This window comes from Enterobacter sp. BNK-34, from assembly GCF_048684445.1.
Taxonomy (GTDB): domain Bacteria; phylum Pseudomonadota; class Gammaproteobacteria; order Enterobacterales; family Enterobacteriaceae; genus Enterobacter; species Enterobacter pseudoroggenkampii.
This window is the reverse complement of sequence record NZ_JBLQUA010000001.1, coordinates 1073675-1095335: the sequence shown is the minus strand read 5'-3', so window position 1 is coordinate 1095335 and position 21661 is coordinate 1073675. Positions and strand designations below refer to the sequence as shown.

General features: G+C 55.1%; 22 protein-coding genes. 10 read left to right on the top strand and 12 right to left on the bottom strand.

Annotated features, from left to right (window positions below):
• Nucleotides 1-7: 7 nt before the first annotated feature.
• Nucleotides 8-961 (top strand): sugar phosphate isomerase/epimerase family protein, encoded by a 954-nt coding sequence (locus tag ACMGG5_RS05510; protein WP_208763356.1) that lies wholly within the window; start codon nucleotides 8-10, stop codon nucleotides 959-961.
• A 131-nt stretch (nucleotides 962-1092) separates the two neighbouring features.
• Nucleotides 1093-2343, top strand: a complete 1251-nt coding sequence (locus tag ACMGG5_RS05505; protein ID WP_152680688.1) for an MFS transporter — start codon at nucleotides 1093-1095, stop codon at nucleotides 2341-2343.
• 36 nt (nucleotides 2344-2379) lie between these two features.
• On the opposite strand, the gene cpxA is transcribed toward ACMGG5_RS05505, so the two are convergent.
• Both cpxA and cpxR read right to left on the bottom strand, forming a co-directional pair.
• Nucleotides 2380-3753 carry an envelope stress sensor histidine kinase CpxA gene (gene cpxA, locus ACMGG5_RS05500; protein WP_023309731.1) on the bottom strand — a complete coding sequence of 458 codons (1374 nt, stop codon included), beginning with the start codon at nucleotides 3751-3753 and terminating at the stop codon, nucleotides 2380-2382.
• Complete coding sequence (cpxR, locus tag ACMGG5_RS05495; protein WP_006179159.1) at nucleotides 3750-4448, bottom strand: envelope stress response regulator transcription factor CpxR; 699 nt, start codon at nucleotides 4446-4448, stop codon at nucleotides 3750-3752. The genes cpxA and cpxR overlap by 4 nt, the downstream gene beginning before the upstream one ends.
• A 150-nt stretch (nucleotides 4449-4598) precedes the next feature.
• Here cpxR and cpxP point away from each other — a divergent pair, with 150 nt between their 5' ends.
• The 6 genes from cpxP (at nucleotide 4599) to ACMGG5_RS05465 (ending at nucleotide 10719) form a co-directional block, all read left to right on the top strand.
• The gene (gene cpxP / locus ACMGG5_RS05490; protein WP_420277590.1) at nucleotides 4599-5105 is read left to right on the top strand and encodes a cell-envelope stress modulator CpxP; all 507 of its coding nucleotides are present in this window, start codon (nucleotides 4599-4601) and stop codon (nucleotides 5103-5105) included.
• Between the two features lie 153 nt (nucleotides 5106-5258).
• Nucleotides 5259-6152: a CDF family cation-efflux transporter FieF gene (gene fieF / locus ACMGG5_RS05485; protein ID WP_024909199.1), complete on the top strand. Its 894-nt coding sequence runs from the start codon at nucleotides 5259-5261 to the stop codon at nucleotides 6150-6152.
• 174 nt (nucleotides 6153-6326) lie between these two features.
• Entirely contained in the window at nucleotides 6327-7289 is a 963-nt protein-coding gene (gene pfkA, locus ACMGG5_RS05480) for a 6-phosphofructokinase (RefSeq protein WP_023309696.1), read from the top strand.
• Nucleotides 7290-7499: 210 nt separating this feature from the next.
• Nucleotides 7500-8489 (top strand): sulfate ABC transporter substrate-binding protein, encoded by a 990-nt coding sequence (locus ACMGG5_RS05475; RefSeq protein ID WP_024909198.1) that lies wholly within the window; start codon nucleotides 7500-7502, stop codon nucleotides 8487-8489.
• Between the two features lie 108 nt (nucleotides 8490-8597).
• The gene (locus ACMGG5_RS05470; RefSeq protein ID WP_420277589.1) at nucleotides 8598-9341 is read left to right on the top strand and encodes a CDP-diacylglycerol diphosphatase; all 744 of its coding nucleotides are present in this window, start codon (nucleotides 8598-8600) and stop codon (nucleotides 9339-9341) included.
• 73 nt (nucleotides 9342-9414) lie between these two features.
• On the top strand, nucleotides 9415-10719 hold the full coding sequence (locus tag ACMGG5_RS05465; RefSeq protein ID WP_208763354.1) for an SLC13 family permease: 1305 nt from the start codon (nucleotides 9415-9417) through the stop codon (nucleotides 10717-10719).
• A gap of 48 nt (nucleotides 10720-10767) precedes the next feature.
• Here the strand turns inward: ACMGG5_RS05465 and tpiA are convergent, their stop codons facing one another.
• Together tpiA and ACMGG5_RS05455 are read right to left on the bottom strand one after the other, a co-directional pair.
• Nucleotides 10768-11535, bottom strand: a complete 768-nt coding sequence (tpiA, locus tag ACMGG5_RS05460) for a triose-phosphate isomerase (RefSeq protein WP_014172206.1) — start codon at nucleotides 11533-11535, stop codon at nucleotides 10768-10770.
• A 111-nt stretch (nucleotides 11536-11646) separates the two neighbouring features.
• Nucleotides 11647-12243: a DUF1454 family protein gene (locus tag ACMGG5_RS05455; protein WP_024909195.1), complete on the bottom strand. Its 597-nt coding sequence runs from the start codon at nucleotides 12241-12243 to the stop codon at nucleotides 11647-11649.
• A gap of 112 nt (nucleotides 12244-12355) precedes the next feature.
• Between ACMGG5_RS05455 and ACMGG5_RS05450 the strand changes: the two genes are divergently transcribed.
• Nucleotides 12356-12775: a DUF805 domain-containing protein gene (locus tag ACMGG5_RS05450; protein ID WP_023333860.1), complete on the top strand. Its 420-nt coding sequence runs from the start codon at nucleotides 12356-12358 to the stop codon at nucleotides 12773-12775.
• On the opposite strand, the gene fpr is transcribed toward ACMGG5_RS05450, so the two are convergent.
• The 4 genes from fpr to ACMGG5_RS05430 form a co-directional block, all read right to left on the bottom strand.
• Nucleotides 12776-13522, bottom strand: coding sequence for a ferredoxin--NADP(+) reductase (gene fpr, locus ACMGG5_RS05445; RefSeq protein WP_061716293.1), 747 nt, complete (start codon nucleotides 13520-13522; stop codon nucleotides 12776-12778).
• Nucleotides 13523-13618: 96 nt separating this feature from the next.
• Nucleotides 13619-14629, bottom strand: coding sequence for a class II fructose-bisphosphatase (glpX, locus tag ACMGG5_RS05440; RefSeq protein ID WP_032662725.1), 1011 nt, complete (start codon nucleotides 14627-14629; stop codon nucleotides 13619-13621).
• 88 nt (nucleotides 14630-14717) lie between these two features.
• Nucleotides 14718-16226, bottom strand: a complete 1509-nt coding sequence (glpK, locus tag ACMGG5_RS05435; protein ID WP_014885706.1) for a glycerol kinase GlpK — start codon at nucleotides 16224-16226, stop codon at nucleotides 14718-14720.
• A 21-nt stretch (nucleotides 16227-16247) separates the two neighbouring features.
• Nucleotides 16248-17093 (bottom strand): MIP/aquaporin family protein, encoded by an 846-nt coding sequence (locus tag ACMGG5_RS05430; protein WP_014885705.1) that lies wholly within the window; start codon nucleotides 17091-17093, stop codon nucleotides 16248-16250.
• A gap of 410 nt (nucleotides 17094-17503) precedes the next feature.
• Here ACMGG5_RS05430 and zapB point away from each other — a divergent pair, with 410 nt between their 5' ends.
• Nucleotides 17504-17743: a septal ring assembly protein ZapB gene (zapB, locus tag ACMGG5_RS05425; RefSeq protein ID WP_010436935.1), complete on the top strand. Its 240-nt coding sequence runs from the start codon at nucleotides 17504-17506 to the stop codon at nucleotides 17741-17743.
• Nucleotides 17744-18135: 392 nt separating this feature from the next.
• Here the strand turns inward: zapB and rraA are convergent, their stop codons facing one another.
• From rraA to hslV, 4 genes are all read right to left on the bottom strand, one after another.
• The gene (gene rraA / locus ACMGG5_RS05420) at nucleotides 18136-18621 is read right to left on the bottom strand and encodes a ribonuclease E activity regulator RraA (protein ID WP_023309687.1); all 486 of its coding nucleotides are present in this window, start codon (nucleotides 18619-18621) and stop codon (nucleotides 18136-18138) included.
• Between the two features lie 92 nt (nucleotides 18622-18713).
• Nucleotides 18714-19634 (bottom strand): 1,4-dihydroxy-2-naphthoate polyprenyltransferase, encoded by a 921-nt coding sequence (gene menA, locus ACMGG5_RS05415; protein WP_032648463.1) that lies wholly within the window; start codon nucleotides 19632-19634, stop codon nucleotides 18714-18716.
• Between the two features lie 68 nt (nucleotides 19635-19702).
• Entirely contained in the window at nucleotides 19703-21037 is a 1335-nt protein-coding gene (hslU, locus tag ACMGG5_RS05410; RefSeq protein ID WP_023309685.1) for an HslU--HslV peptidase ATPase subunit, read from the bottom strand.
• A gap of 9 nt (nucleotides 21038-21046) precedes the next feature.
• A complete protein-coding gene (hslV, locus tag ACMGG5_RS05405) occupies nucleotides 21047-21577 on the bottom strand; it encodes an ATP-dependent protease subunit HslV (RefSeq protein WP_008501802.1) in 531 nt (176 codons plus the stop codon).
• Between the last annotated feature and the right edge of the window lie 84 nt (nucleotides 21578-21661).

Genomic DNA, 21661 nt, shown 5'->3' with positions numbered 1-21661 from the left:
AATAAAAATGAAAAATATTGATAAAGTGCGGCTGGCGGAACGTGCGAGAAATATACCTCTCTATCTGCACGCCTACGCGTTTCATTTAAATATGCGCTATGAACGCGTATTGCCGGGTGATTTGTTAGATATAGCGTATCAGCAGAAATTAAAGGGGGTAAAAATTCATGTCGAAGACGGTGAAACGCAATCCCTGCAAAAATTAAATGACCAACAGTTACGCACGTTTAAAGAAAAAGCGCAAAGCTACCATCTGGATATTCATATTGAAACCAGCGCTTCGGATAAAGCGACGCTGGATGATGCGATCCGTATCGCCCTGGCGACGGGAGCGACCTCGGTGCGCTTCTACCCGCGTTATGAAGGGTATCTGAAAGACGTGCTCGATAAAATTGCCAGTGATATTGCGTATTTATCTCGTTATGACGATTGCGGCCTGAGTTTTACTATTGAACAACATGAAGATTTACAGGGCCATGAACTGGTGACGCTGGTGAAAAACAGCGGGATGAAAAACCTCTCAATTCTGTTCGACTTTGGCAATATGATTAATGCCAACGAAGAGCCGCTGGCGGCATTAGAGGTTATGGCCCCCTTAATTACCCAGGTGCATATTAAAGATGCGCGGATTATTAACGAGGGGAAAGGTTGGGGACATGAAGCCTGTCGTACCGGATACGGTGATCTACCTGTGGAGGAGATGCTAAAAAGATTACTACTTTTAGGTGATGAGCAACCCCAGGTCACCTCTTTTGGCTTAGAAGAAGAGGTAGAATATTATGCTCCTGCGTTCCGTTTCGACGATGAAGGGAATAACCCCTGGATACCGTGGCGAAATGCGAGCTATACCCCATTGCCCGACAGCACGATGGTAGATGCCCGTCTTGCGGAGGAAAAACATCACGCCCTTTCTCAAATTCAGTATATACGTAACGTGTGTCAAAAATTTATAACAACCTGACTAGTATTTAGATCGTTAAAAAAGAACGTCAACATGAAGGCCATTTCATTTTGAGCTGGCTGAGGATTATTGCATTCATTTCCTGATTGAGAACGTTTTCTCAACCTACGCTAAGGGTGTTAATTATGTTCATGAATAAATGGGCACGACTCTGCTTTTTGATTTTAGGCGGCGGGACGATATTCAAACTTTCCAGTATGAAAGATGTCTTTTATGTACCTATGCAAAATGACTGGGGATTAACCAATACCCAAATTGGTTTAAGCTTTACGGTATATACTATTGTCCAGACAACGGGCCTGTTCCTCTCTCTGTATATTGCCGACCGTTACTCTAAAAAAATACTGCTGCCGTTTGGTTTAATCGGCGTGGGATTGTGCGGCCTCTACTTATCCACGCTGCCGTCATTTACCGGGTATCTGCTCTGTTTTGCGGCGATGGCCTTTTTCGCTGACGTAGTTTACTGGCCAGTATTGCTGAAAGCGGTGCGTCTGCTGGGAACGCAGGAGGAACAGGGGCGTATGTTTGGCTTTCTTGAGGCTGGCCGCGGCGTGGTGGACGTGGTTGTTGCCTCCGGGGCACTGTTCGTCTTTGTGCACTTCGGGGAAGGCAAAGCGGGCATGCAGGCGGGGCTGTTATACTACACGCTGATTACCCTGGTCGCAGGGGTGATCACCTACTTCATTGTCGATGACGACAAGGTCAAAGGCAGCGAAAAGGGGAGTGCCAACATGGAGGTGCTCAAGGGGATCAAACATATCCTCTCCTGCGCCAACGTTTGGCTGGCCGCGTTTGGCATTTTCTTCGTGTACGCTGCCTACTGCGGGCTGACATATTTTATCCCTTTCCTCAAAGATATCTATATGCTTCCGGTTGCGCTGGTGGGAGCCTACGGCATTATCAACCAGTATGCCCTGAAAATGGTGGGGGGACCGGTGGGCGGTTTCCTGGCGGATAAAGTGGCAAAATCGCCTACTGTCTACCTGAAGTGGACCTTCCTGATTGCCGCCGCGGCGATGATTGTCTTTATGCAGCTACCCCACCAATCGATGAACGTCTATATCGGGATGGCGGCAACCTTAGGTTTTGGGGCGATTATTTTCTCGCAGCGCGCCATTTTCTTCGCGCCGATGGATGAGATAGGCACTCCGCGTGAGTATGCCGGCTCGGCAATGGCGTTTGGCTGCATCATCGGTTACATGCCCGCCATGTTTGCTTACACGCTTTATGGCTGGCTACTGGATACCCACACCGGTATCGCAGGCTACAACTATGTTTTTAGCGTGATGATCGCGTTCAGCCTGATGGGATTCGTCTGCTCAACGCTGCTGGTGAAACGGATCAAAAAGCAGAACCGCGCGGCAGTCACCGCGGAGGTATAAGGTCAGCTGTCCCCGGCAAACGCCGGGGACAGGGCGTCATGAACGTTTGTACAGCGGCAGCCAGAGGGTCAATCGCAATCCACCCAGCGGACTGTCATCGGCTTTCACCCAGCCACGGTGCTGCTGCATGGCGGTTTCCACAATCGCCAGGCCCAGCCCCGTACCCCCCGATTCCCGGTCGCGCGCCTCATCGGTACGATAGAACGGACGGAAAATCTGCTCGCGGTCTTCCGGGCTGACGCCAGGACCGTCGTCGTCGACAATGACGGTGATCCCGTCTTTATCCACCGAGAACGCCACCTCAATCTTCGTGTGCGAGTAGCGCAGGGCGTTACGCACGATATTCTCCAGCGCGCTTTCCAGCGTGTTGGGGTTACCGTACAGCGGCCATGGACCCGGTGGGAAGTTGACGGTGAAGGATTTACCCATCTGTTCCGCTTCGAACGCCGCGTTGTCCAGCACCTCGTGCCACAGGTGATTGGCTTTCACCGTTTCGCTGACCAGCGCGTTTTTCTGCTGATTACGCGACATGACCAGCAGGTCGTTGATCATGCTGTCCAGGCGGTGAGCTTCTGTTTCAATACGCTCCAGCTCTTTGCTCTCACCGCTGCGGCGGCGCAGCAGCGCGGTGCCAAGCTGCAGGCGCGTAAGCGGGGTACGCAGTTCGTGCGAGATATCCGACAGCAGACGTTGCTGTGCGGTCATCATGCGATCGAGAGCGCTCACCATCTGGTTAAAACTGGTCCCGGCGGCAAGGAACTCCTGCGGTCCGGCTTCCAGTTCAGGGTGTTGTCGCAGGTTACCCTGCGCCACTTCATCGGCGGCATTTTTCAGCTTACGCGCTGGTTTTGCCAGGCTCCACGCCAGCCATAACAGCAGCGGCGAGCTGACCAGCATGGTGACAATCAGCAGCAGGAGAGGGCGGTCAAACAGCAGGTTGATAAAATCAGACTGGGAGTTGCTCGCCGGACGGATCAGGTAGAGCTGATAATTATCCTCTCCGTCTCTGACGGAGAAAGGCCCTACCATTTCTACGCGGCCATATTTCTTCTTCTGGGGATGATCGGCGTTATCCGCCTGGCCAATGAAGTTGCGGATAATCTGCATTTCATTGCGATCGGCCCCAATGACGCGGCCTTCGCTGGTCACCAGCAGCAGGCGTTGTCCGGGCGGCGCCCACTTGTCGATAGCGCGAAATAATCTGCGCCACCACATTAAATCGTTCGGCGGGTCGTTTGCCAGCTCGGCTTCCACGTGTTGCTCGATCATCACGCCCTGACGTTGCTCGCTGTCGAGAAGCTCCGTCATCTGGCGTGAGTCGAGTTTTGGCAACATCAGTACGAGCATTAAAACCAGTGCCAGCGTCAGCCAGAAGATGGCGAAGATGCGGGCGGTTAAGCTTCCTATCATGAAGCGGAAACCATCAGATAACCGCGACCACGCAGGGTTTTAAACCATGGGTGACCGTCTTTACGCTCCGGCAGCTTACGGCGCAGGTTAGAGATGTGCATGTCGATGGCGCGGTCAAACGGGGTCAGACGCTTGCCCAGCACTTCCTGACTTAAATGCTCACGCGAAACCACCTGGCCGAGGTGCTGTGCCAGCAGGTACAGCAGGGTGAACTCCGTGCCGGTCAGTTCCAGCGTCTGGCCATCAAAGCTCGCTTCCTGACGGCCCGGGTTCAGGCTCAGGGAGTCGACTTCAAGGGTAGGTGAGCTGTTGTCGGTATTCTGCTGCTGCTCGCTCCAGTGGGAACGACGCAGGATCGCGCGAATACGGGCGACCAGTTCGCGGTCGTTAAACGGCTTCGGTAAATAGTCATCCGCGCCCAGCTCAAGGCCGAGTACGCGATCGAGTTCGCTGCCGCGTGCGGTCAGCATGATAACGGGAGTCTGGTGTGTCTGGCGAAGCTCTTTCAACGTATCAATACCGTTTTTCTTCGGCATCATCACGTCGAGCAAAAGTAAATCGATGCTGTCGTCAAGGAGACTCAGCGCCTGCTCGCCATCATGGGCAACCAGGACGTTGAAACCTTCCATGTCGAGCAACTCCTTTAAAAGGGATGTGAGCTCTCGGTCATCATCAACTAACAGGATTTTATTCATTGTTTAAATACCTCCGAGGCAGAAATTACGACATCAAGGCTGTCTAATCCATGACTTTACGTTGTTTTACACCCCCTGACGCATGTTTGCAGCCTGAATCGTAGACTGTCTCTCGTTGAATCGCGACACGAAAGATTTTGGGAGCAAGTGATGCGCAAAGTTACCGCTGCCGTCATGGCCTCAACGCTGGCGTTCAGTGCGTTTAGCCAGGCTGCTGAAGCTATCACCAGCGATAACAGTCCCTTACAAGAGGGCGCAACGCAGAACAGCAGCCAAAGCCATATGTTTGACGGCATAAGTTTAACCGAACATCAGCGTCAACAGATGCGAGATCTGATGCAGAGGGCGAGACACGACCAGCCCCCTGTTAATGTTAGCGAAATGGAGACAATGCATCGCCTTGTCACCGCAGAAAATTTTGACGAAAGCGCTGTACGCGCTCAGGCCGAAAAAATGGCACAGGAACAGGTTGCCCGCCAGGTCGAAATGGCGAAGGTCCGCAACCAGATGTTCCACCTGCTAACGCCCGAGCAGCAAGCGGTTTTGAACACCAGACATCAGCAGCGAATGGACCAGCTGCGTGAGGTTGCACGGATGCAGCGAAGCTCAGAAACGACGTTTTTCAGTAGCAATAGCAGTACCCGTAGTAACCAGTAAACCCTGTTTTCCTTGCCATAGACACCATCCCTGTCTTCCCCCACATGATGTGGGGGTTTTTTTTGCCCCGCATTCTGATTTGTTAACCGTTTATTCATCCTTCGACTCCACATGCTTCCGTTATACTAGCGGCATGACATGACAGGAGCGTTTATGAATCAATCCTATGGAAGACTGGTAAACCGGGCCGCCATGGCCGCGACGGTAATGGCGTCGTGCTTGCTGGTCATCAAAGTTTTCGCGTGGTGGTATACCGGTTCGGTCAGTATTCTGGCGGCGCTGGTGGACTCGCTGGTGGATATTGCCGCCTCGCTGACCAACCTGCTGGTGGTGCGTTACTCGCTGCAGCCAGCGGATGAAGAGCACACCTTTGGGCACGGTAAAGCGGAGTCGCTGGCCGCGCTGGCGCAAAGCATGTTTATATCCGGTTCTGCGCTGTTCTTGTTTCTCACCGGCATTCAGCATCTCGTCTCACCGACACCGATGAACGATCCCGGCGTCGGCGTCGTTGTGACGATTGTCGCGCTTATATGCACACTTGTTCTGGTAACGTTCCAGCGCTGGGTTGTGCGCAAAACGCAAAGTCAGGCTGTACGGGCAGATATGCTTCATTATCAATCTGATGTTATGATGAATGGGGCTATTCTTATTGCGCTCGGTCTGGCCTGGTATGGCTGGCATCGGGCCGATGCGTTGTTTGCGTTAGGGATTGGTATCTATATTTTATATAGCGCCCTGCGGATGGGGTATGAAGCGGTGCAATCACTGCTTGACCGCGCCCTCCCGGACTCAGAACGTAATGAAATTTTTTCTATCGTGACCTCCTGGCCCGGCGTCAGCGGTGCACACGATCTTCGAACGCGGCAGTCAGGGCCGACCCGCTTTATTCAGATTCACATTGAAATGGAAGACAACCTGCCACTGGTTCAGGCTCACGTGATAGCTGAGCAGGTCGAGCAGGCGATTTTGCAGCGTTTTCCTGGTTCAGACGTCATCATTCACCAGGATCCCTGCTCGGTTGTACCCGGTCATGTTGGGCTTTCGTAATTCGTTGTAAAAAAGTGAGCCAGGCCAGCATTTTGTGTATAAATTACCGCCATTTGGTCTGACCTGAATCAATTCAGCTGGAAGGGATTGATATACTATTTGCAGTATTCGTTGGTCGATAAGTTTCTTCCGGCAACAGATTTCAATTTTGCATTCCTAAGTTCAGAGGTAGTCATGATTAAGAAAATCGGTGTGTTGACAAGCGGCGGTGATGCGCCGGGCATGAACGCGGCAATTCGTGGTGTTGTCCGTGCAGCGCTGACGGAAGGCCTGGAAGTTTTTGGCGTTTATGACGGTTATCTGGGCCTGTATGAAGATCGTATGGTTCAGCTCGACCGTTACAGCGTGTCTGACATGATCAACCGTGGCGGTACTTTCCTCGGTTCTGCGCGCTTCCCGGAATTCCGTGATGAACACGTTCGTGAAGTGGCTATCGAAAACATGAAGAAACGCGGCCTGGACGCCCTGGTGGTTATCGGTGGTGACGGCTCCTACATGGGTGCAAAACGTCTGACCGAAATGGGTTTCCCGTGCATCGGTCTGCCGGGCACCATCGACAACGACATCAAAGGTACTGACTACACTATCGGCTTCTTTACCGCGCTGGGTACCGTTGTTGAAGCGATTGACCGTCTGCGTGACACCTCGTCTTCTCACCAGCGTATCTCTATCGTTGAAGTGATGGGCCGTTACTGCGGCGACCTGACCCTGGCGGCAGCCATTGCGGGCGGTTGCGAATTTATCGTCGTGCCAGAAGTCGAATTTAGCCGTGAAGATCTAGTGGCTGAAATCAAAGCGGGCATCGCGAAGGGTAAAAAACACGCAATCGTGGCTATCACCGAGCACATCTGTGACGTTGACGAGCTGGCGAAGTACATCGAAGCCGAAACCAAACGCGAAACCCGCGCGACCGTACTGGGTCACATCCAGCGTGGCGGTTCCCCAGGCCCTTACGACCGTATTCTGGCGTCTCGTATGGGCGCGTACGCTATCGATCTGCTTCTGCAGGGTCACGGCGGCCGCTGCGTCGGTATTCAGAACGAAAAACTGGTTCACCATGACATCATCGATGCGATTGAAAATATGAAGCGTCCGTTCAAAGGTGACTGGCTGGACTGCGCGAAAAAACTGTACTGATCGGCGTTTTTTGCCCGGTGGCGCTGCGCTTACCGGGCCTACAAAAGCACGGTTCGTAGGCCGGGTAAGGCGAAGCCGCCACCCGGCTTTTTTATGTGTGCACGCTTTTTTATTCCACTCCGTTATAGCCAATCTTTTTTTATTCTTTAATCCTTGAATCGCTTTCTGGCACGCTGCATTCATCAAAACACTACACAAGAGAGCTGGGCGATGAATAAATGGGGCGTGGGTTTAACATTATTGCTGGCATCGACCAGCGTTCTGGCTAAGGACATCCAGTTACTGAACGTGTCATACGACCCGACGCGTGAGCTGTACGAGCAATACAACAAAGCGTTTGCGGCACACTGGAAACAGGAAACCGGCGACAACGTCGTGGTTCGCCAGTCTCACGGTGGTTCTGGCAAGCAGGCGACCTCCGTTATCAACGGGATTGAAGCCGACGTGGTGACCCTGGCGCTGGCCTACGATGTTGACGCGATCGCCGAGCGTGGCCGTATCGACAAAAACTGGATCAAACGCCTGCCGGATAACTCCGCGCCATACACGTCGACCATCGTTTTCCTGGTACGTAAAGGCAACCCGAAACAGATCCATGACTGGAATGACCTGATTAAGCCGGGCGTGTCAGTCATCACGCCTAACCCGAAAAGCTCTGGCGGCGCTCGCTGGAACTACCTGGGCGCATGGGGCTACGCGCTGCACCATAACAATGGCGACCAGGCCAAAGCGCAGGAATTCGTGAAAGCGCTGTATAAAAACGTTGAGGTGCTGGACTCCGGCGCACGTGGCGCCACCAACACCTTCGTCGAGCGTGGGATTGGCGACGTGCTGATCGCATGGGAAAACGAAGCCCTGCTGGCCACTAACGAACTGGGTAAAGACAAATTCGAGATCGTGACCCCAAGCGAATCGATTCTGGCTGAGCCGACCGTCTCCGTGGTCGATAAAGTGGTTGAGAAGAAAGATACCAAAGCGGTGGCGGAAGCCTACCTGAAGTATCTGTACTCGCCAGAAGGCCAGGAAATTGCGGCGAAAAACTTCTATCGTCCACGCGATCCGGCCGTTGCGAAGAAATACGAAAGCGTATTCCCTAAACTGAAACTCTTCACCATTGATGACGAGTTCGGTGGCTGGACCAAAGCGCAGAAAGAGCACTTCTCTAACGGCGGCACCTTCGACCAGATCAGCCAGCGCTAACCCATTAGCCCATGACACGGTGACCCGGCGTGAGAAATCCGCCGGGTTTTTTATTTGGTCATCATTTTGCGTTACTCTTTTGCCTCTATTGAAAACAGGGAACGCGTTGTGAAAAAAATTATCTTATTGCTCCTCATTGTCATCGCCCTGGCAGCTGGCGGCGTGTACTGGATGAAAGCGGGTAATCCGAATGCGTTGCGACATATCGTTCTCGACCAGTGTGTGCCGAATCAGATCCAGAACCGTAACCCGGCACCGTGTGCGCAGGTGAAAACGGACGCAGGCTACGTGGTGTTTAAAGATCGCAACGGGCCGCTGCAGTACCTGCTGATGCCAACCTACCGCATCAACGGCACCGAAAGCCCGCTTTTGACCGAATCTCATACTCCGAACTTTTTCTGGCTGGCCTGGCAGTCGCGCAGCTTTATGACCCTGAAGCGCGGCTCCGAGGTGCCTGACAGCGCCATTTCGCTGACGATTAACTCGCCGACAGGGCGCACGCAGAACCATTTCCATATTCATATCTCCTGCCTGCGCCCGGACGTGCGCGAGAAGCTCAACGCGGCACAGGGAGAAATCAGCACCCAGTGGCTGCCTCTTCCCGGAGGGCTGGAAGGACATGAGTATCTTGCTCGCCGGGTGACGGAAAATGAACTGGTGCAGCGCAGCCCGTTCATAATGCTGGCTGAAGAGCTGCCGGAAGCGCGCGACCATATGGGGCGCTTTGCCCTGGCGATGACGCAGCAGTCGGATGGCTCGTTTGTGTTGCTGGCGACCGAGCGCAATCTGTTGATGCTCAACCGCGCGTCGGCAGAGGAATTGCAGGATCATCAATGCGCTATCCTGAAGTAACCCCACCATAAATCGCGTTTACTCGGGCTGCCTGTCACCGTAGACTTGCTGAAAAATTCTACAGGAGACAGGTATGTCGCTCTGGTTAACGTATCCTCTGCTGCTACCCTCACTGATTGTTGGCGTCACCATCGTTCTGTGGGCGACGTCGCTATTGCCGGAATTCATCACCGCGCTGCTGTTCTTCACGGCGGCGATGACCGCCAGAATCGCCCCGCCGGAGGTCATCTTCGGCGGTTTTGCCTCGTCGGCTTTCTGGCTGGTATTCAGCGGCTTTGTGCTCGGCGTGGCGATCCGTAAAACCGGACTGGCGGACAGGGCCGCCCGGGCGCTGTCGTCAAAGCTCACCGACTCCTGGGTATTAATGGTAGCGAGCGTGGTGCTGCTGAGCTATGCGCTGGCGTTTGTGATGCCGTCGAACATGGGACGAATTGCGCTGCTGATGCCAATTGTCGCGGCGATGGCAAAACGCGCCGGTATCGCCGACGGCTCCCGCGCCTGGTTTGGTCTGGCGCTGGCGGTAGGGTTCGGGACTTTCCAGCTATCGGCGACGATTCTGCCCGCTAACGTCCCTAATCTGGTGATGAGCGGTGCTGCGGAAGGTTCGTACGGCATCCATCTGAACTATGTCCCATATCTGCTGCTGCACACGCCGGTGCTGGGCATTCTCAAAGGCCTGATCCTGATTGGCCTGATCTGCTGGCTATTTCCCGGTAGCCCGAAACCGCCGAAGGAACAGGCGCCCTCTGAGCCTATGGGGCGGGACGAAAAGCGTCTCGCCTGGCTGCTGGCGGTGGTGCTGGGGATGTGGGTGACGGAGAGCTGGCACGGCGTGGGACCCGCGTGGACGGGGCTGGCGGCGTCGATCATCGTTATGCTACCGCGTATAGGTTTTATCACCGGGGAGGAGTTTTCTGCGGGGGTGAATATGCGCACCTGTATCTACGTTGCCGGTATTTTGGGGCTGGCGATCGTCGTGACCCAAACCGGCATCGGAACGGCGGTGGGCGAGGCGTTGCTCCGCATTATGCCGCTGAATGCAGACCGACCGTTCACCAGTTTCCTGGCGCTGACCGGTATTACCACCGCACTCAACTTCATTATGACCGCCAACGGCGTGCCGGCGCTTTACACCACCCTGGCGCAGAGCTTCTCGGATGCGACCGGTTTCCCGCTGCTGTCGGTGATCATGATTCAGGTGCTGGGCTATTCTACGCCGCTGCTGCCGTATCAGGCGTCGCCGATTGTGGTGGCGATGGGGCTCGGGAAGGTGCCTGCAAGGGCGGGGATGGTGCTTTGTCTGGCGCTGGCGGTGGCAACTTATCTGGTGCTGCTGCCGCTGGATTATCTGTGGTTTAGCGTGTTAGGTAAGTTGTAGCGTTTTTGTAGGGCGGGTAAGCGCAAGCGCCACCCGCCACAAAGGCAATTACGCCTGTTTAGCCGCTTCTGCCGCTTTAACGATCACCGCGAAAGCGTCCGCTTTCAGGGATGCACCGCCAACCAGCGCGCCATCGATGTCTGGCTGGGTGAACAGCTCAGCAGCGTTGGAGGCGTTTACGGAACCGCCGTACTGGATGATCACTTGCTCAGCGACTTTGGCGTCAGCTTTCGCAATGTGGTCACGGATGAATTTGTGAACCGCCTGAGCCTGCGCAGGGGTTGCTGATTTGCCGGTACCGATCGCCCAGACTGGCTCGTAAGCGATAACCGCGCCTTCGAACGCTGCCGCGCCCTGGGTTTTCAGCACTGCGTCGATCTGACGTGCGCACACTTCTTCGGTTTTACCCGCTTCGTTTTCTGCTTCGGTTTCACCGATGCACAGAACCGGGATCAGACCCTGCTCTTTCAGCACGGCGAATTTCTTCGCGATGAACTCGTCAGATTCTTTGTGATAGGTGCGACGCTCGGAGTGGCCGATGATGATGTATTTCGCGCCGATATCTTTCAGCATTTCAGCGGAGGTTTCACCGGTGAACGCGCCAGACAGGTTAACGTCAACGTTCTGCGCGCCCAGAATGATGTGGCTGCCGTCAGCGGCGTGTTTAGCCAGATCCAGGTACATATCCGGCGGAGCGATAGCAACCGCGCAGCCCGTCACGCCAGCCAGCTCTTTACGCAGGTTCGCAACCAGTTCGTTTACCATGTGGCGGCTGCCGTTCAGTTTCCAGTTACCCATCACTAAAGGATGTCGCATTTCAATTCTCCACGCTCAATAAGCGAATTAAGGAATATGGCCACCCTGTCGGGCAGCATGGTCTGTGAATCAGTATAGAGATTTTCCCTCGAAAGGCTTTGCTTTTTGTCATTAATTCGCCCCGTCGAGAGTGTCAGATAGTGCCAGCTTAATCGGTTCAACAGCGAAGGTCAGTCCTTTTTCGCCGTTGTCCGCTACAACATAGCGGATCGCGCCTTCGGTATCGGCGTAGTAACGCTTGTTTTTCCCGGCGGTAAGGAGTTTTTGCAGCTTTTGCTGACTTTGCTTTTTCGTCAGCGCAGGGGTAAAGGCCTGCAATACCGCGCTCATGTACTCCAGCGCTTTCGCCTTAGCGGCTTTCTGCTCTGGCCCCTGTATTGGCAGCCAGGTGATTTGCATGCTTTTGATTTTTAACGTCCCGCGCTCCAGCGCCGTGGAGGCATACAAATTCTCGTTAATCTTGCTTGCCGCACGGGTCAGGGTAGGCGTGTCGCGGGGGCCATCGATGGCACGAAACTCATCCAGCGGCAGCGTAGGGTTGGCCTGATTGAAGGTTTCACGAAACTCGCTGATGGACTGATCGAATGACGGCGCGCCCGCCAGCAGATACGGAGCTGTGGTCGGGGCAGTGGTTTCGGCGGCGTGCAGGGGATAACCCACGCTGAGCAGCGCTAAACACAGGAAGAGAGAACGTGCCGAACTTTTCATCAACATTGCCCCTGGCCGTAAGTGCTCATGATTAAAACGATATCTGGTCGGCTTGTCAAAAGGTCACAACTCCAGGGTAAAATGCGCGCTATACGATAATAAGGAACCTTACATGACCATACAGCAGTGGCTGTTTTCGTTCAAAGGGCGTATTGGACGCCGTGATTTCTGGATCTGGATGGTGACGTGGATTGTCGCCATGCTGCTTCTGTTTTTCGTTGCCTATAACGCATGGCTAAGCACGCAAACGGCGGCCTTCGCGCTGGTCTGTCTGCTATGGCCAACGGCGGCTGTCGTCGTGAAACGGCTGCACGATCGCGGACGTTCCGGCGCGTGGGCATTTCTGATTATTCTGGCGTGGATGCTGGTGGCGGGAAACTGGGCGATGCTGCCGTCCATCCTGCCGTGGGTTGTGGGCAGGCTGCTGCCGTCGGTCATCTTCGTGATGATGATTGTCGATCTGGGCGCGTTTATTGGCACCCAGAGCGAAAACAAATACGGTAAAGATACCGTTGAGGTGAAGTACCGCTGATCACCAGTAGTGTTCGGCGGTCATATGGCCCGGTCGGCGGCGAAGATGTTTCGTCATCTGCCGGGTATCCTTCAGAAGCTGCTGCGTGTCGCGAACCATCTGCGGATTGCCACACAGCATGACGTGGCTGGTTTCAGCGTTCAGCGGCAAACCTACCGCGTCCTCCAGGGCTCCACTCTCAATTAACGCCGGCACGCGACCGGTAAGCGCTCCTGCTACGGTTTCACGGCTGACCACCGTCTGAATCTTTAACTTTCCGCCGTACTGCTGTTCCAGCGCCTGCATCTGCGGCAGGTAGCTCAGGTCTGCAGCGTAGCGCGCAGCGTGCACCAGCACGATGTTTTTAAAGCGCTCCAGATCTTTGCCGTACTGCAAAATAGAGAGATAAGGGCCGATGGCCGTGCCGGTTGCCAGCATCCAGAGCGTGTCACAATCAGGGATCTCTTCGAGCACAAAGAAGCCTGCCGCTTCACTCACAATTTGCACGTCGTCGCCGGGCTTGAGGGCGGCAAGACGCGGGCTGAGCTTACCGTCCGGAACGGTGACCAGATAGAACTCGAGATCCGGGTTATCAGGCGCGTTAACGTAAGAGTAGGCGCGCTGCACGCGCTCGCCGTCGACATCCAGCCCCAGCTTGGCGAATTGCCCGGCTTTAAACGGGTGGACGGGAGCATGGACGGTGAGACTAAATAGCGCATCGGTCCAGAACTCTATTTTCGTGACTTTACCTGTTACCCAGTCCGCCATGATCTTCTCCTGTGCTGTTTCTCTGTTCTATCTTCCGTACTTGTGGTGACAATTTCCAGCCCGTCAGGGCCGGAAAGCTCTATCGATCAAACGGTTTTACAGAATGTGCGTCTGTACGTCCGGGTCTTTGCGGTCGAGATAGTGGATAGACTGGATGCGGCGAATGGTGCGCGATTTACCGCGGATCAGCAGCGTTTCGGTGGTCGCCATATTGCCCTTGCGGGTGATACCGTCCAGCAGATCGCCTTTGGTGATGCCGGTCGCGGAGAAGACAACGTTGTCGCTACGGGCCATCTCGTCCAGAGCCAGCACTTTATTGGCCTCGATGCCCATCGCTTCGCAGCGCGCCAGCTCGTTTTCCCCGATACGGCGGTTCTCTTCGCTGTCGCCTTTTACCTCATGACGGGGCAGCAGACGAGCCTGCATGTCGCCGTCCAGCGCGCGGATCACTGCCGCAGAGACGACACCTTCCGGCGCGCCGCCGATGCCGTACAGCACGTCTACTTCGCTGTCCGGCATGCAGGTCAGGATCGAGGCGGCAACGTCACCGTCAGGAATAGCAAATACGCGCACGCCGAGCTTTTGCATCTGCGCGATGGTGGCGTCGTGACGCGGTTTGGCCAGAATCGTCACGGTCAGTTCGCTAAGGGGTTTGCCCAGGGCTTTGGCGATGTTGTGCAGGTTCTCTTCCAGCGGCAGGCTGAGGTCGATTGCGCCCTTTGCGCCAGGCCCGACAATCAGCTTTTCCATGTACATATCCGGCGCGTTAAGGAAGCAGCCCTTATCGCCCACGGCCAGCACCGCCAGGGCATTGGCCTGACCCATCGCCGTCATGCGGGTACCTTCGATCGGGTCGACGGCGATATCCACGGCATCGCCTTTGCCGGTACCGACTTTTTCACCAATATAGAGCATTGGCGCTTCGTCGATCTCGCCTTCGCCGATCACGATGGTGCCGTCGATGTTAACCTGGTTAAGGACAATGCGCATGGCATGGACGGCTGCGCCGTCTGCGGTATTTTTGTCGCCACGACCCAGCCATTTATAGCCTGCAAGGGCGGCCGCTTCGGTGACGCGGGAAAACTCGATAGCAAGTTCACGTTTCATGAGGTACTCGTGCAATCAAAAGGAATTGCACGAAGTTTATCACAGAGTGGGGAGGGGGGTTTTAAGTCCCCTCTCCCCTTTGGGGGACTTACTCGTCGTGCTCTTCCCACGCCAGGGCGCGTTTCACCGCTTTCTTCCAGCCGCTGTAGCGGAAGTTACGCTCGGTGGTTTCAATGCCCGGGCGGAATTCGCGTTCGATCACCGCTTTTTCCTGCAGCTCGTCCAGGTTCTGCCAGAAGCCTACCGCCAGACCGGCAAGATACGCCGCGCCCAGCGCCGTCACTTCACGCACTTCAGGACGCTCAACGCGGGTGCCCAGAATGTCGGACTGGAACTGCATCAGGAAGTTATTCGCGACCGCACCGCCGTCCACGCGCAGGGCGTGCAGACGAATGCCGGAGTCAGCCTGCATCGCTTCCAGCACGTCTCGCGTCTGGTAGGCGATGGATTCCAGGGTGGCGCGAATAATGTGGTTAGAGTTCACACCGCGCGTCAGGCCGAAAATCGCGCCGCGTGCATACGGATCCCAGTACGGTGCGCCCAGACCGGTGAACGCAGGTACCACGTACACGCCGTTGGTGTCTTTCACTTTGGTCGCGAAGTACTCGGAATCGAACGCATCGCTGATCAGCTTCATCTCGTCGCGCAGCCACTGGATAGACGCGCCGGCCATGAACACCGCACCTTCCAGGGCATAGTTCACTTCGCCGCGCGGGCCGCAGGCGATGGTAGTCAGCAGACCGTTTTCTGATTTCACCGCTTTCTCGCCGGTGTTCATCAGCATAAAGCAGCCTGTGCCGTAGGTGTTCTTCGCCATCCCTTCTTTGACGCACAGCTGGCCGAACAGCGCCGCCTGCTGGTCACCGGCAATACCGGCGATAGGAATACGGGTGCCGCCTTTACCGCCGATGTTGGTCTGACCGTACACTTCTGAAGACTTGCGCACTTCAGGCAGCATGGCGCGTGGGATATCCAGGGCGTCCAGCATCTTGTCATCCCACTCCAGGGTGTTGATGTTGAACAGCATGGTGCGCGAGGCGTTGGTGTAGTCGGTGACGTGAACGCGTCCCTGGGTCATCTTCCAGATGAGCCAGGTGTCAACGGTACCGAACAGCAGCTCGCCGCGTTTAGCACGCTCGCGTGAACCTTCCACATGGTCGAGGATCCATTTCACTTTGGTGCCGGAGAAATACGGGTCAACCACCAGACCGGTGGCGCTGCGCACGTACTCTTCCATGCCGTCGCGCTTCAGCTGTTCGCAGATCTCAGAGGTACGGCGGCACTGCCAGACGATGGCGTTGTAAATAGGCTTACCGGTTTCACGTTCCCAGACAATCGTCGTTTCACGCTGGTTAGTGATACCAATCGCGGCAATCTCGTCGGAACTGATATCGGCTTTCGCCAGCACTTCGACCAGCGTGGAGCTTTGTGACGCCCAGATCTCCATCGGGTCGTGTTCTACCCAGCCTGGACGAGGATAAATTTGCTCAAATTCGCGCTGTGACACGCTGACGATGTTCGCGTCATGATCCATTACGACAGCGCGGGAGCTGGTAGTGCCCTGGTCGAGCGCAACGATATATTTTTTTTCGGTCATGGTATGTGTCCCGTAGTCAGATTACAGCGAAGCTTTTTGTTGTGCGGTAGAAGTCGTTTCCTTCTCCTCTTCCACACAGGTGTCGCACGGTAAATGGCGACCAATTAATTTGCGGTAGCTGAACGCACCCAGCGCAGCCCCGACAACCGGCGCAAACAGCGGTACCAGGAAGTAAGGAATGTCTTTGCCTCCGGTGAAGGCGACGTCGCCCCAGCCTGCGATGAAGGCGAACGCTTTTGGTCCGATATCACGTGCCGGGTTCATCGCGAAGCCGGTCAGCGGGCCCATGGAGGCGCCAATCACCGCAATCAGCAGGCCAATCAGCAAGGGGGCCAGCGGGCCGCGCGGAATGCCGTTTCCGTCGTCGGTCAGCGCCAGGATAACGCCCATCAGAATAGCGGTAATCACCATTTCAACTGCGAACGCCTGCACAAAATTGATATGCGGGTTTGGGTAGGTTGAGAAGATGCCTGCCAGATCCAGACTTTCGACGCTGCCGCGCACCATATGATGCGTCTGTTCGAAGTCGATGAAAAGATTGTAATAAAGCCCGTAAACTAACGCCGCTGCGCAAAACGCGCCGGCAAACTGAGAAAGAATGAAAGGAACAACTTTGCGTCCGTCGAAGCACGCGAACAGCCACAGTGCGATTGTCACCGCCGGGTTAAGATGTGCACCAGACACTCCTGCGGTCAGGTAGATGGCCATCGCCACGCCCAGACCCCAGATGATACTGATTTCCCACTGACCAAAACTGGCACCCGCCACTTTCAGTGCAGCGACACAGCCCACTCCGAAGAATATCAACAACCCGGTACCAAGGAACTCGGCAATGCACTGGCCTTTTAAGGTTGATGTCTGACTCATAATCGGAATCCTGAAGAAATTGATGTTTATTGTTAGCATGGCCGCCCGTGACAGCCACGATGCCCTGTAGACATAGTGTTAATTTATCGTTAACGAGCAAAAACGAGAAATATCGAAATCAAAATGTGTGGTCTGTGTCAATAAAATGAGCGTTTTCGCGCCATAAAGCACATTTTTGCAGCAGTACAGGATCGGTACAGGAATGTGAGCTGAATCATTTCATTAACGAATCAGTTAAGAATTTAGGGGTATATGACGCGAACGCACCAGGACCAGACCTAAAAGTGTTGCAAACCGCGATCTGCGCGGTGTGTCGCTGGACACAGAGCGCCGCGCTCCATACAATCGACGGTATATGTCGTGCGCGTTTATGTTAAAGCGTCGCCTTGCAATTCAGGAGAGGTAGCATCATGTCTTTAGAAGTGTTTGAGAAACTGGAATCGAAAGTACAGCAGGCGATTGACACCATCACCCTGCTGCAGATGGAAATTGAAGAGCTGAAAGAGAAGAACAACAGCCTGGCGCAGGAAGTTCAGAACGCGCAGCACGGCCGCGAAGAACTGGAGCGCGAAAACAACCAGCTGCGCGAACAGCAGAACGGCTGGCAGGATCGCCTGCAGGCGCTGCTGGGACGTATGGAAGAAGTCTAATTCCCATTGGGATGAACTGAACAGGCCGGGTAAGGCGATGCCGCTACCCGGCTTTTTTTATGGTTCTCGCTGACTGACATCCAACCATAAAAAGCCCTGGTGTTAGCCTGCTTTACGGTAGTGAATACACCTTTCCCTGGACCGATGCCCATTTGCGAGATGGCGGAAAGGGACGCTGTATCATAAAGAGCATCAACCATAGCGTTAAGGTTTTCATAGACAATTAGGATTTTATAAAGGTTCTGAGGGGTTGCCCAAGGTTTAGACGAGAGTATGATGAAGTTCCTTGGTGTTAGTCTGTAGACTTCCCAACGGACCGCGAATCCCGAGGGACAAAAAAAACCGCCACATTGCTGTTGGCGGTTTTTTTATGGTTCACGCTTACGGTTTTACTACTCGATATCCAGCGGATCTTCGGAAAGGATAATGCCGGTATTATCGGCGTAGAGATGGTCGCCGGAGAAGAAGGTCACGCCGCCGAAATTGACGCGCACGTCGCTTTCGCCGATGCCGTCACCCGCCGCCCCTACCGGTATGGCCGCGATGGCCTGAATTCCGATATCCAGGTCTTCCAGATCGTCCACCTGGCGCACGGAGCCGTATACCACAAGGCCTTCCCATTCATTCTGGACGGCAATGCCGGCCAACTCAGCATCAATCAATGCACGGCGCACGGAACCGCCGCCATCGACCACCAGTACGCGGCCGCGGCCGTTCTGTTCGAGCAGATCGTACAGCAACCCGTTGTCCTCGAAACATTTCACCGTGACGATCTGTCCGCCAAACGACGACCGCCCACCAAAGTTGGAGAACAGCGGTTCAACGACGTTGACATCTTCCTGGTAGATGTCACAAAGCTCGGAGGTATCGTATTTCATAGGTTTAACGCTCAGTTGCTGCGAATGTGTTCAGTATATCGTGCGAAATGCGTTGTTGGCAAAATCATCAATTGTTAATTGATATTTGTCAGCTAACTGAGCGTCTGGCTTAAGACAATCCCGATGACGAACAACAGGTTAGTCAGCAGCGCGCCTTTTACCGTGCGCTCCAGCATCGGCGGCATGGCGGACGGGCTGAGCTCACGCATCACAAAGCGAGCCTGCTTAATCAGCAGCGGCGCGGCAAGCACAAACAGCCAGCCCCACACGCTCTGCAACGAAATCAGGTTAAACAGCGCCAGGCAAACCAGCGCGCCAGTGAGCAGGCAGGCATGATAACGGCGGGCATTGACCGGCCCAAGACGAACCGCCAGAGTATTTTTGCCATTCTCGCGATCGCTGTCGATGTCGCGCAGGTTATTGATGTTGAGCACCGCCGTCGCCAGCAGGCCGCAGGCGGTCGCGGGCAGGAACAGGGCAGGGATCACCGTATGCGCCTGCAGGTACCAGCTTCCCATCACGCTCAGCCAGCCGAAGAAAACCAGTACGGAGATATCACCGAGCCCAATATAACCGTAAGGACGCGTGCCGACGGTGTAGGTAATGGCTGCGATAATGGCCAGTAAACCCAGCACCAGGAAGCCAATGAAATCGCTGGGAGTCTTAGATGCCACCGTCACCAGCGCCAGGCCGGATGCACAGATCAGCACCACGGTGATAATCAGCGCGCGCTTCATCTGCGCCTGGGTAATCACCCCTTTCTGCATTCCGCGCAGTGGCCCTATGCGGTCCGGCTTGTCGCTGCCTTTTACCGCGTCACCGTAGTCGTTGGCGAGATTGGAGAGGATTTGCAGCAGGCCGGCGGTAATCAATGCCAGCGCGGCGACCAGCGGATCAAAATAACCCTGCCACCAGGCAAGGGCGGTGCCGACGATAATCGCGGCAAAGGCCAGAGGAAGTGTTTTAGGGCGCAGACTTTCGAGCCACGCCTGAGTACGGCTGATGTCAGTCATAAGTATTTAGCCAATAAAAATGGGGGCATTAGCCCCCATTAAACGTGATGAGAATCCAGTAACCGCGATTATAGGATAAAACGGCTCAGATCTTCATCTGCCACTAACGCATCCAGATGTTTACTCACATATTCTGCGTCAATGGTAACGGTTTGACCGTTCAGGTCGCTCGCGTCGTAAGAGATATCTTCGACCAGGCGTTCCAGCACGGTATGCAGACGACGCGCACCGATGTTTTCGGTGGTTTCGTTCACCTGCCATGCAGCCTGGGCAATACGTTTGATACCGTCTTCGGTGAACTCGAGGTTCACGCCTTCGGTCGCCATCAGCGCTTTGTACTGTACGGTAGCAGAGGCGTTTGGCTCAGTCAGGATACGTTCGAAATCTTCGGTGGTCAGCGCCTGCAGCTCAACGCGGATAGGCAGACGGCCCTGCAGTTCCGGGATCAGATCCGACGGGCTGGCAACCTGGAAGGCACCTGATGCGATAAACAGGATGTGGTCCGTTTTCACCATGCCGTGCTTGGTGGAGACGGTGCAGCCTTCAACCAGCGGCAGCAGGTCGCGCTGAACGCCTTCGCGGGACACATCCGGGCCGGAGCTGTTGCCGCCGCGCTTACAGATTTTGTCGATCTCGTCGATAAACACGATGCCGTGCTGCTCAACCGCGTCGATAGCGTCCTGCTTCAGCTCTTCCGGATTCACCAGCTTCGCGGCTTCTTCTTCAATCAGCAGCTTCATTGCGTCTTTAATTTTCAGCTTACGCGCTTTCTGCTTCTGGCCGCCCAGGTTCTGGAACATGGACTGCAGCTGGCTGGTCATCTCTTCCATGCCCGGAGGCGCCATGATTTCCACACCCATTGGTGCGGCAGCGAGATCGATCTCAATCTCTTTGTCGTCCAGCTGGCCTTCACGCAGTTTCTTGCGGAACGCCTGACGCGCAGCGGACGGTTCCGCCTGCTGTTCTGCCTGGCCCCAGTTGTTTTTTGCCGGTGGGATCAGCACGTCGAGAATGCGCTCTTCGGCCATCTCTTCCGCGCGATAGCGGTTTTTCTCGATCGCCTGGACGCGCACCATTTTGATCGCCGAGTCGGTCAGATCGCGGATGATGGAGTCCACTTCTTTACCCACGTAGCCCACTTCGGTGAACTTGGTGGCTTCAACTTTGATGAACGGCGCGTTGGCCAGCTTCGCCAGACGACGGGCGATTTCGGTTTTACCGACGCCGGTCGGGCCGATCATCAGAATGTTCTTCGGCGTGACTTCGTGGCGCAGCTCTTCGTCAAGCTGCATACGACGCCAGCGGTTACGCAGGGCGATAGCCACGGAGCGCTTGGCGTTATCCTGGCCGATAATGTGTTTGTTCAGTTCGCTGACAATTTCGCGTGGGGTCATTTCAGACATGGGAGATCCTTACGCTTTGGAGGTCAATTCTTCGATGGTGTGGTTGTGGTTGGTATAGATGCAGATATCACCTGCAATATCCAACGCCTTCACCGCGATATCACGCGCGTTCATGTCGGTATTTTCCAACAGCGCGCGGGCTGCAGCCTGGGCATAAGGGCCGCCAGAGCCGATGGCAATCAGGTCATTTTCCGGCTGAATCACGTCACCGTTACCGGTGATGATAAGCGATGCGGTCTCATCGGCTACCGCCAGCAGCGCTTCGAGCTTGCGCAGCATGCGGTCGGTACGCCAGTCTTTCGCCAGCTCAACGGCAGCTTTCACCAGATGACCCTGGTGCATTTCCAGTTTGCGTTCAAACAGTTCAAACAGCGTGAAGGCATCCGCCGTGCCGCCTGCAAAACCGGCGATCACTTTGTCGTTGTAGAGACGGCGCACTTTCTTCACGTTGCCTTTCATGACGGTATTACCCAGCGTGGCCTGGCCATCACCGGCGATTACCACATGGCCGTTACGGCGTACACTTACTATTGTTGTCACGAGCAGACCCCCTGGTTACAGAATCGGGAAACAGAAGCCCTGAGCCTGTGCTCAGGGCTGAATTAAATGATAGATGGGGGGGAT

Excerpts from the sequence above, each read along its gene's own strand:
- ACMGG5_RS05510 (WP_208763356.1), top strand. The coding sequence starts at position 8 with ATGAAAAATATTGATAAAGTGCGGCTGGCGGAACGTGCGAGAAATATA.
- ACMGG5_RS05505 (WP_152680688.1), top strand. The coding sequence starts at position 1,093 with ATGAATAAATGGGCACGACTCTGCTTTTTGATTTTAGGCGGCGGGACG.
- cpxA (WP_023309731.1), bottom strand. The coding sequence starts at position 3,753 with ATGATAGGAAGCTTAACCGCCCGCATCTTCGCCATCTTCTGGCTGACG.
- cpxR (WP_006179159.1), bottom strand. The coding sequence starts at position 4,448 with ATGAATAAAATCCTGTTAGTTGATGATGACCGAGAGCTCACATCCCTT.
- cpxP (WP_420277590.1), top strand. The coding sequence starts at position 4,599 with ATGCGCAAAGTTACCGCTGCCGTCATGGCCTCAACGCTGGCGTTCAGT.
- fieF (WP_024909199.1), top strand. The coding sequence starts at position 5,259 with ATGAATCAATCCTATGGAAGACTGGTAAACCGGGCCGCCATGGCCGCG.
- pfkA (WP_023309696.1), top strand. The coding sequence starts at position 6,327 with ATGATTAAGAAAATCGGTGTGTTGACAAGCGGCGGTGATGCGCCGGGC.
- ACMGG5_RS05475 (WP_024909198.1), top strand. The coding sequence starts at position 7,500 with ATGAATAAATGGGGCGTGGGTTTAACATTATTGCTGGCATCGACCAGC.
- ACMGG5_RS05465 (WP_208763354.1), top strand. The coding sequence starts at position 9,415 with ATGTCGCTCTGGTTAACGTATCCTCTGCTGCTACCCTCACTGATTGTT.
- tpiA (WP_014172206.1), bottom strand. The coding sequence starts at position 11,535 with ATGCGACATCCTTTAGTGATGGGTAACTGGAAACTGAACGGCAGCCGC.
- ACMGG5_RS05455 (WP_024909195.1), bottom strand. The coding sequence starts at position 12,243 with ATGAAAAGTTCGGCACGTTCTCTCTTCCTGTGTTTAGCGCTGCTCAGC.
- ACMGG5_RS05450 (WP_023333860.1), top strand. The coding sequence starts at position 12,356 with ATGACCATACAGCAGTGGCTGTTTTCGTTCAAAGGGCGTATTGGACGC.
- fpr (WP_061716293.1), bottom strand. The coding sequence starts at position 13,522 with ATGGCGGACTGGGTAACAGGTAAAGTCACGAAAATAGAGTTCTGGACC.
- glpX (WP_032662725.1), bottom strand. The coding sequence starts at position 14,629 with ATGAAACGTGAACTTGCTATCGAGTTTTCCCGCGTCACCGAAGCGGCC.
- glpK (WP_014885706.1), bottom strand. The coding sequence starts at position 16,226 with ATGACCGAAAAAAAATATATCGTTGCGCTCGACCAGGGCACTACCAGC.
- ACMGG5_RS05430 (WP_014885705.1), bottom strand. The coding sequence starts at position 17,093 with ATGAGTCAGACATCAACCTTAAAAGGCCAGTGCATTGCCGAGTTCCTT.
- zapB (WP_010436935.1), top strand. The coding sequence starts at position 17,504 with ATGTCTTTAGAAGTGTTTGAGAAACTGGAATCGAAAGTACAGCAGGCG.
- rraA (WP_023309687.1), bottom strand. The coding sequence starts at position 18,621 with ATGAAATACGATACCTCCGAGCTTTGTGACATCTACCAGGAAGATGTC.
- menA (WP_032648463.1), bottom strand. The coding sequence starts at position 19,634 with ATGACTGACATCAGCCGTACTCAGGCGTGGCTCGAAAGTCTGCGCCCT.
- hslU (WP_023309685.1), bottom strand. The coding sequence starts at position 21,037 with ATGTCTGAAATGACCCCACGCGAAATTGTCAGCGAACTGAACAAACAC.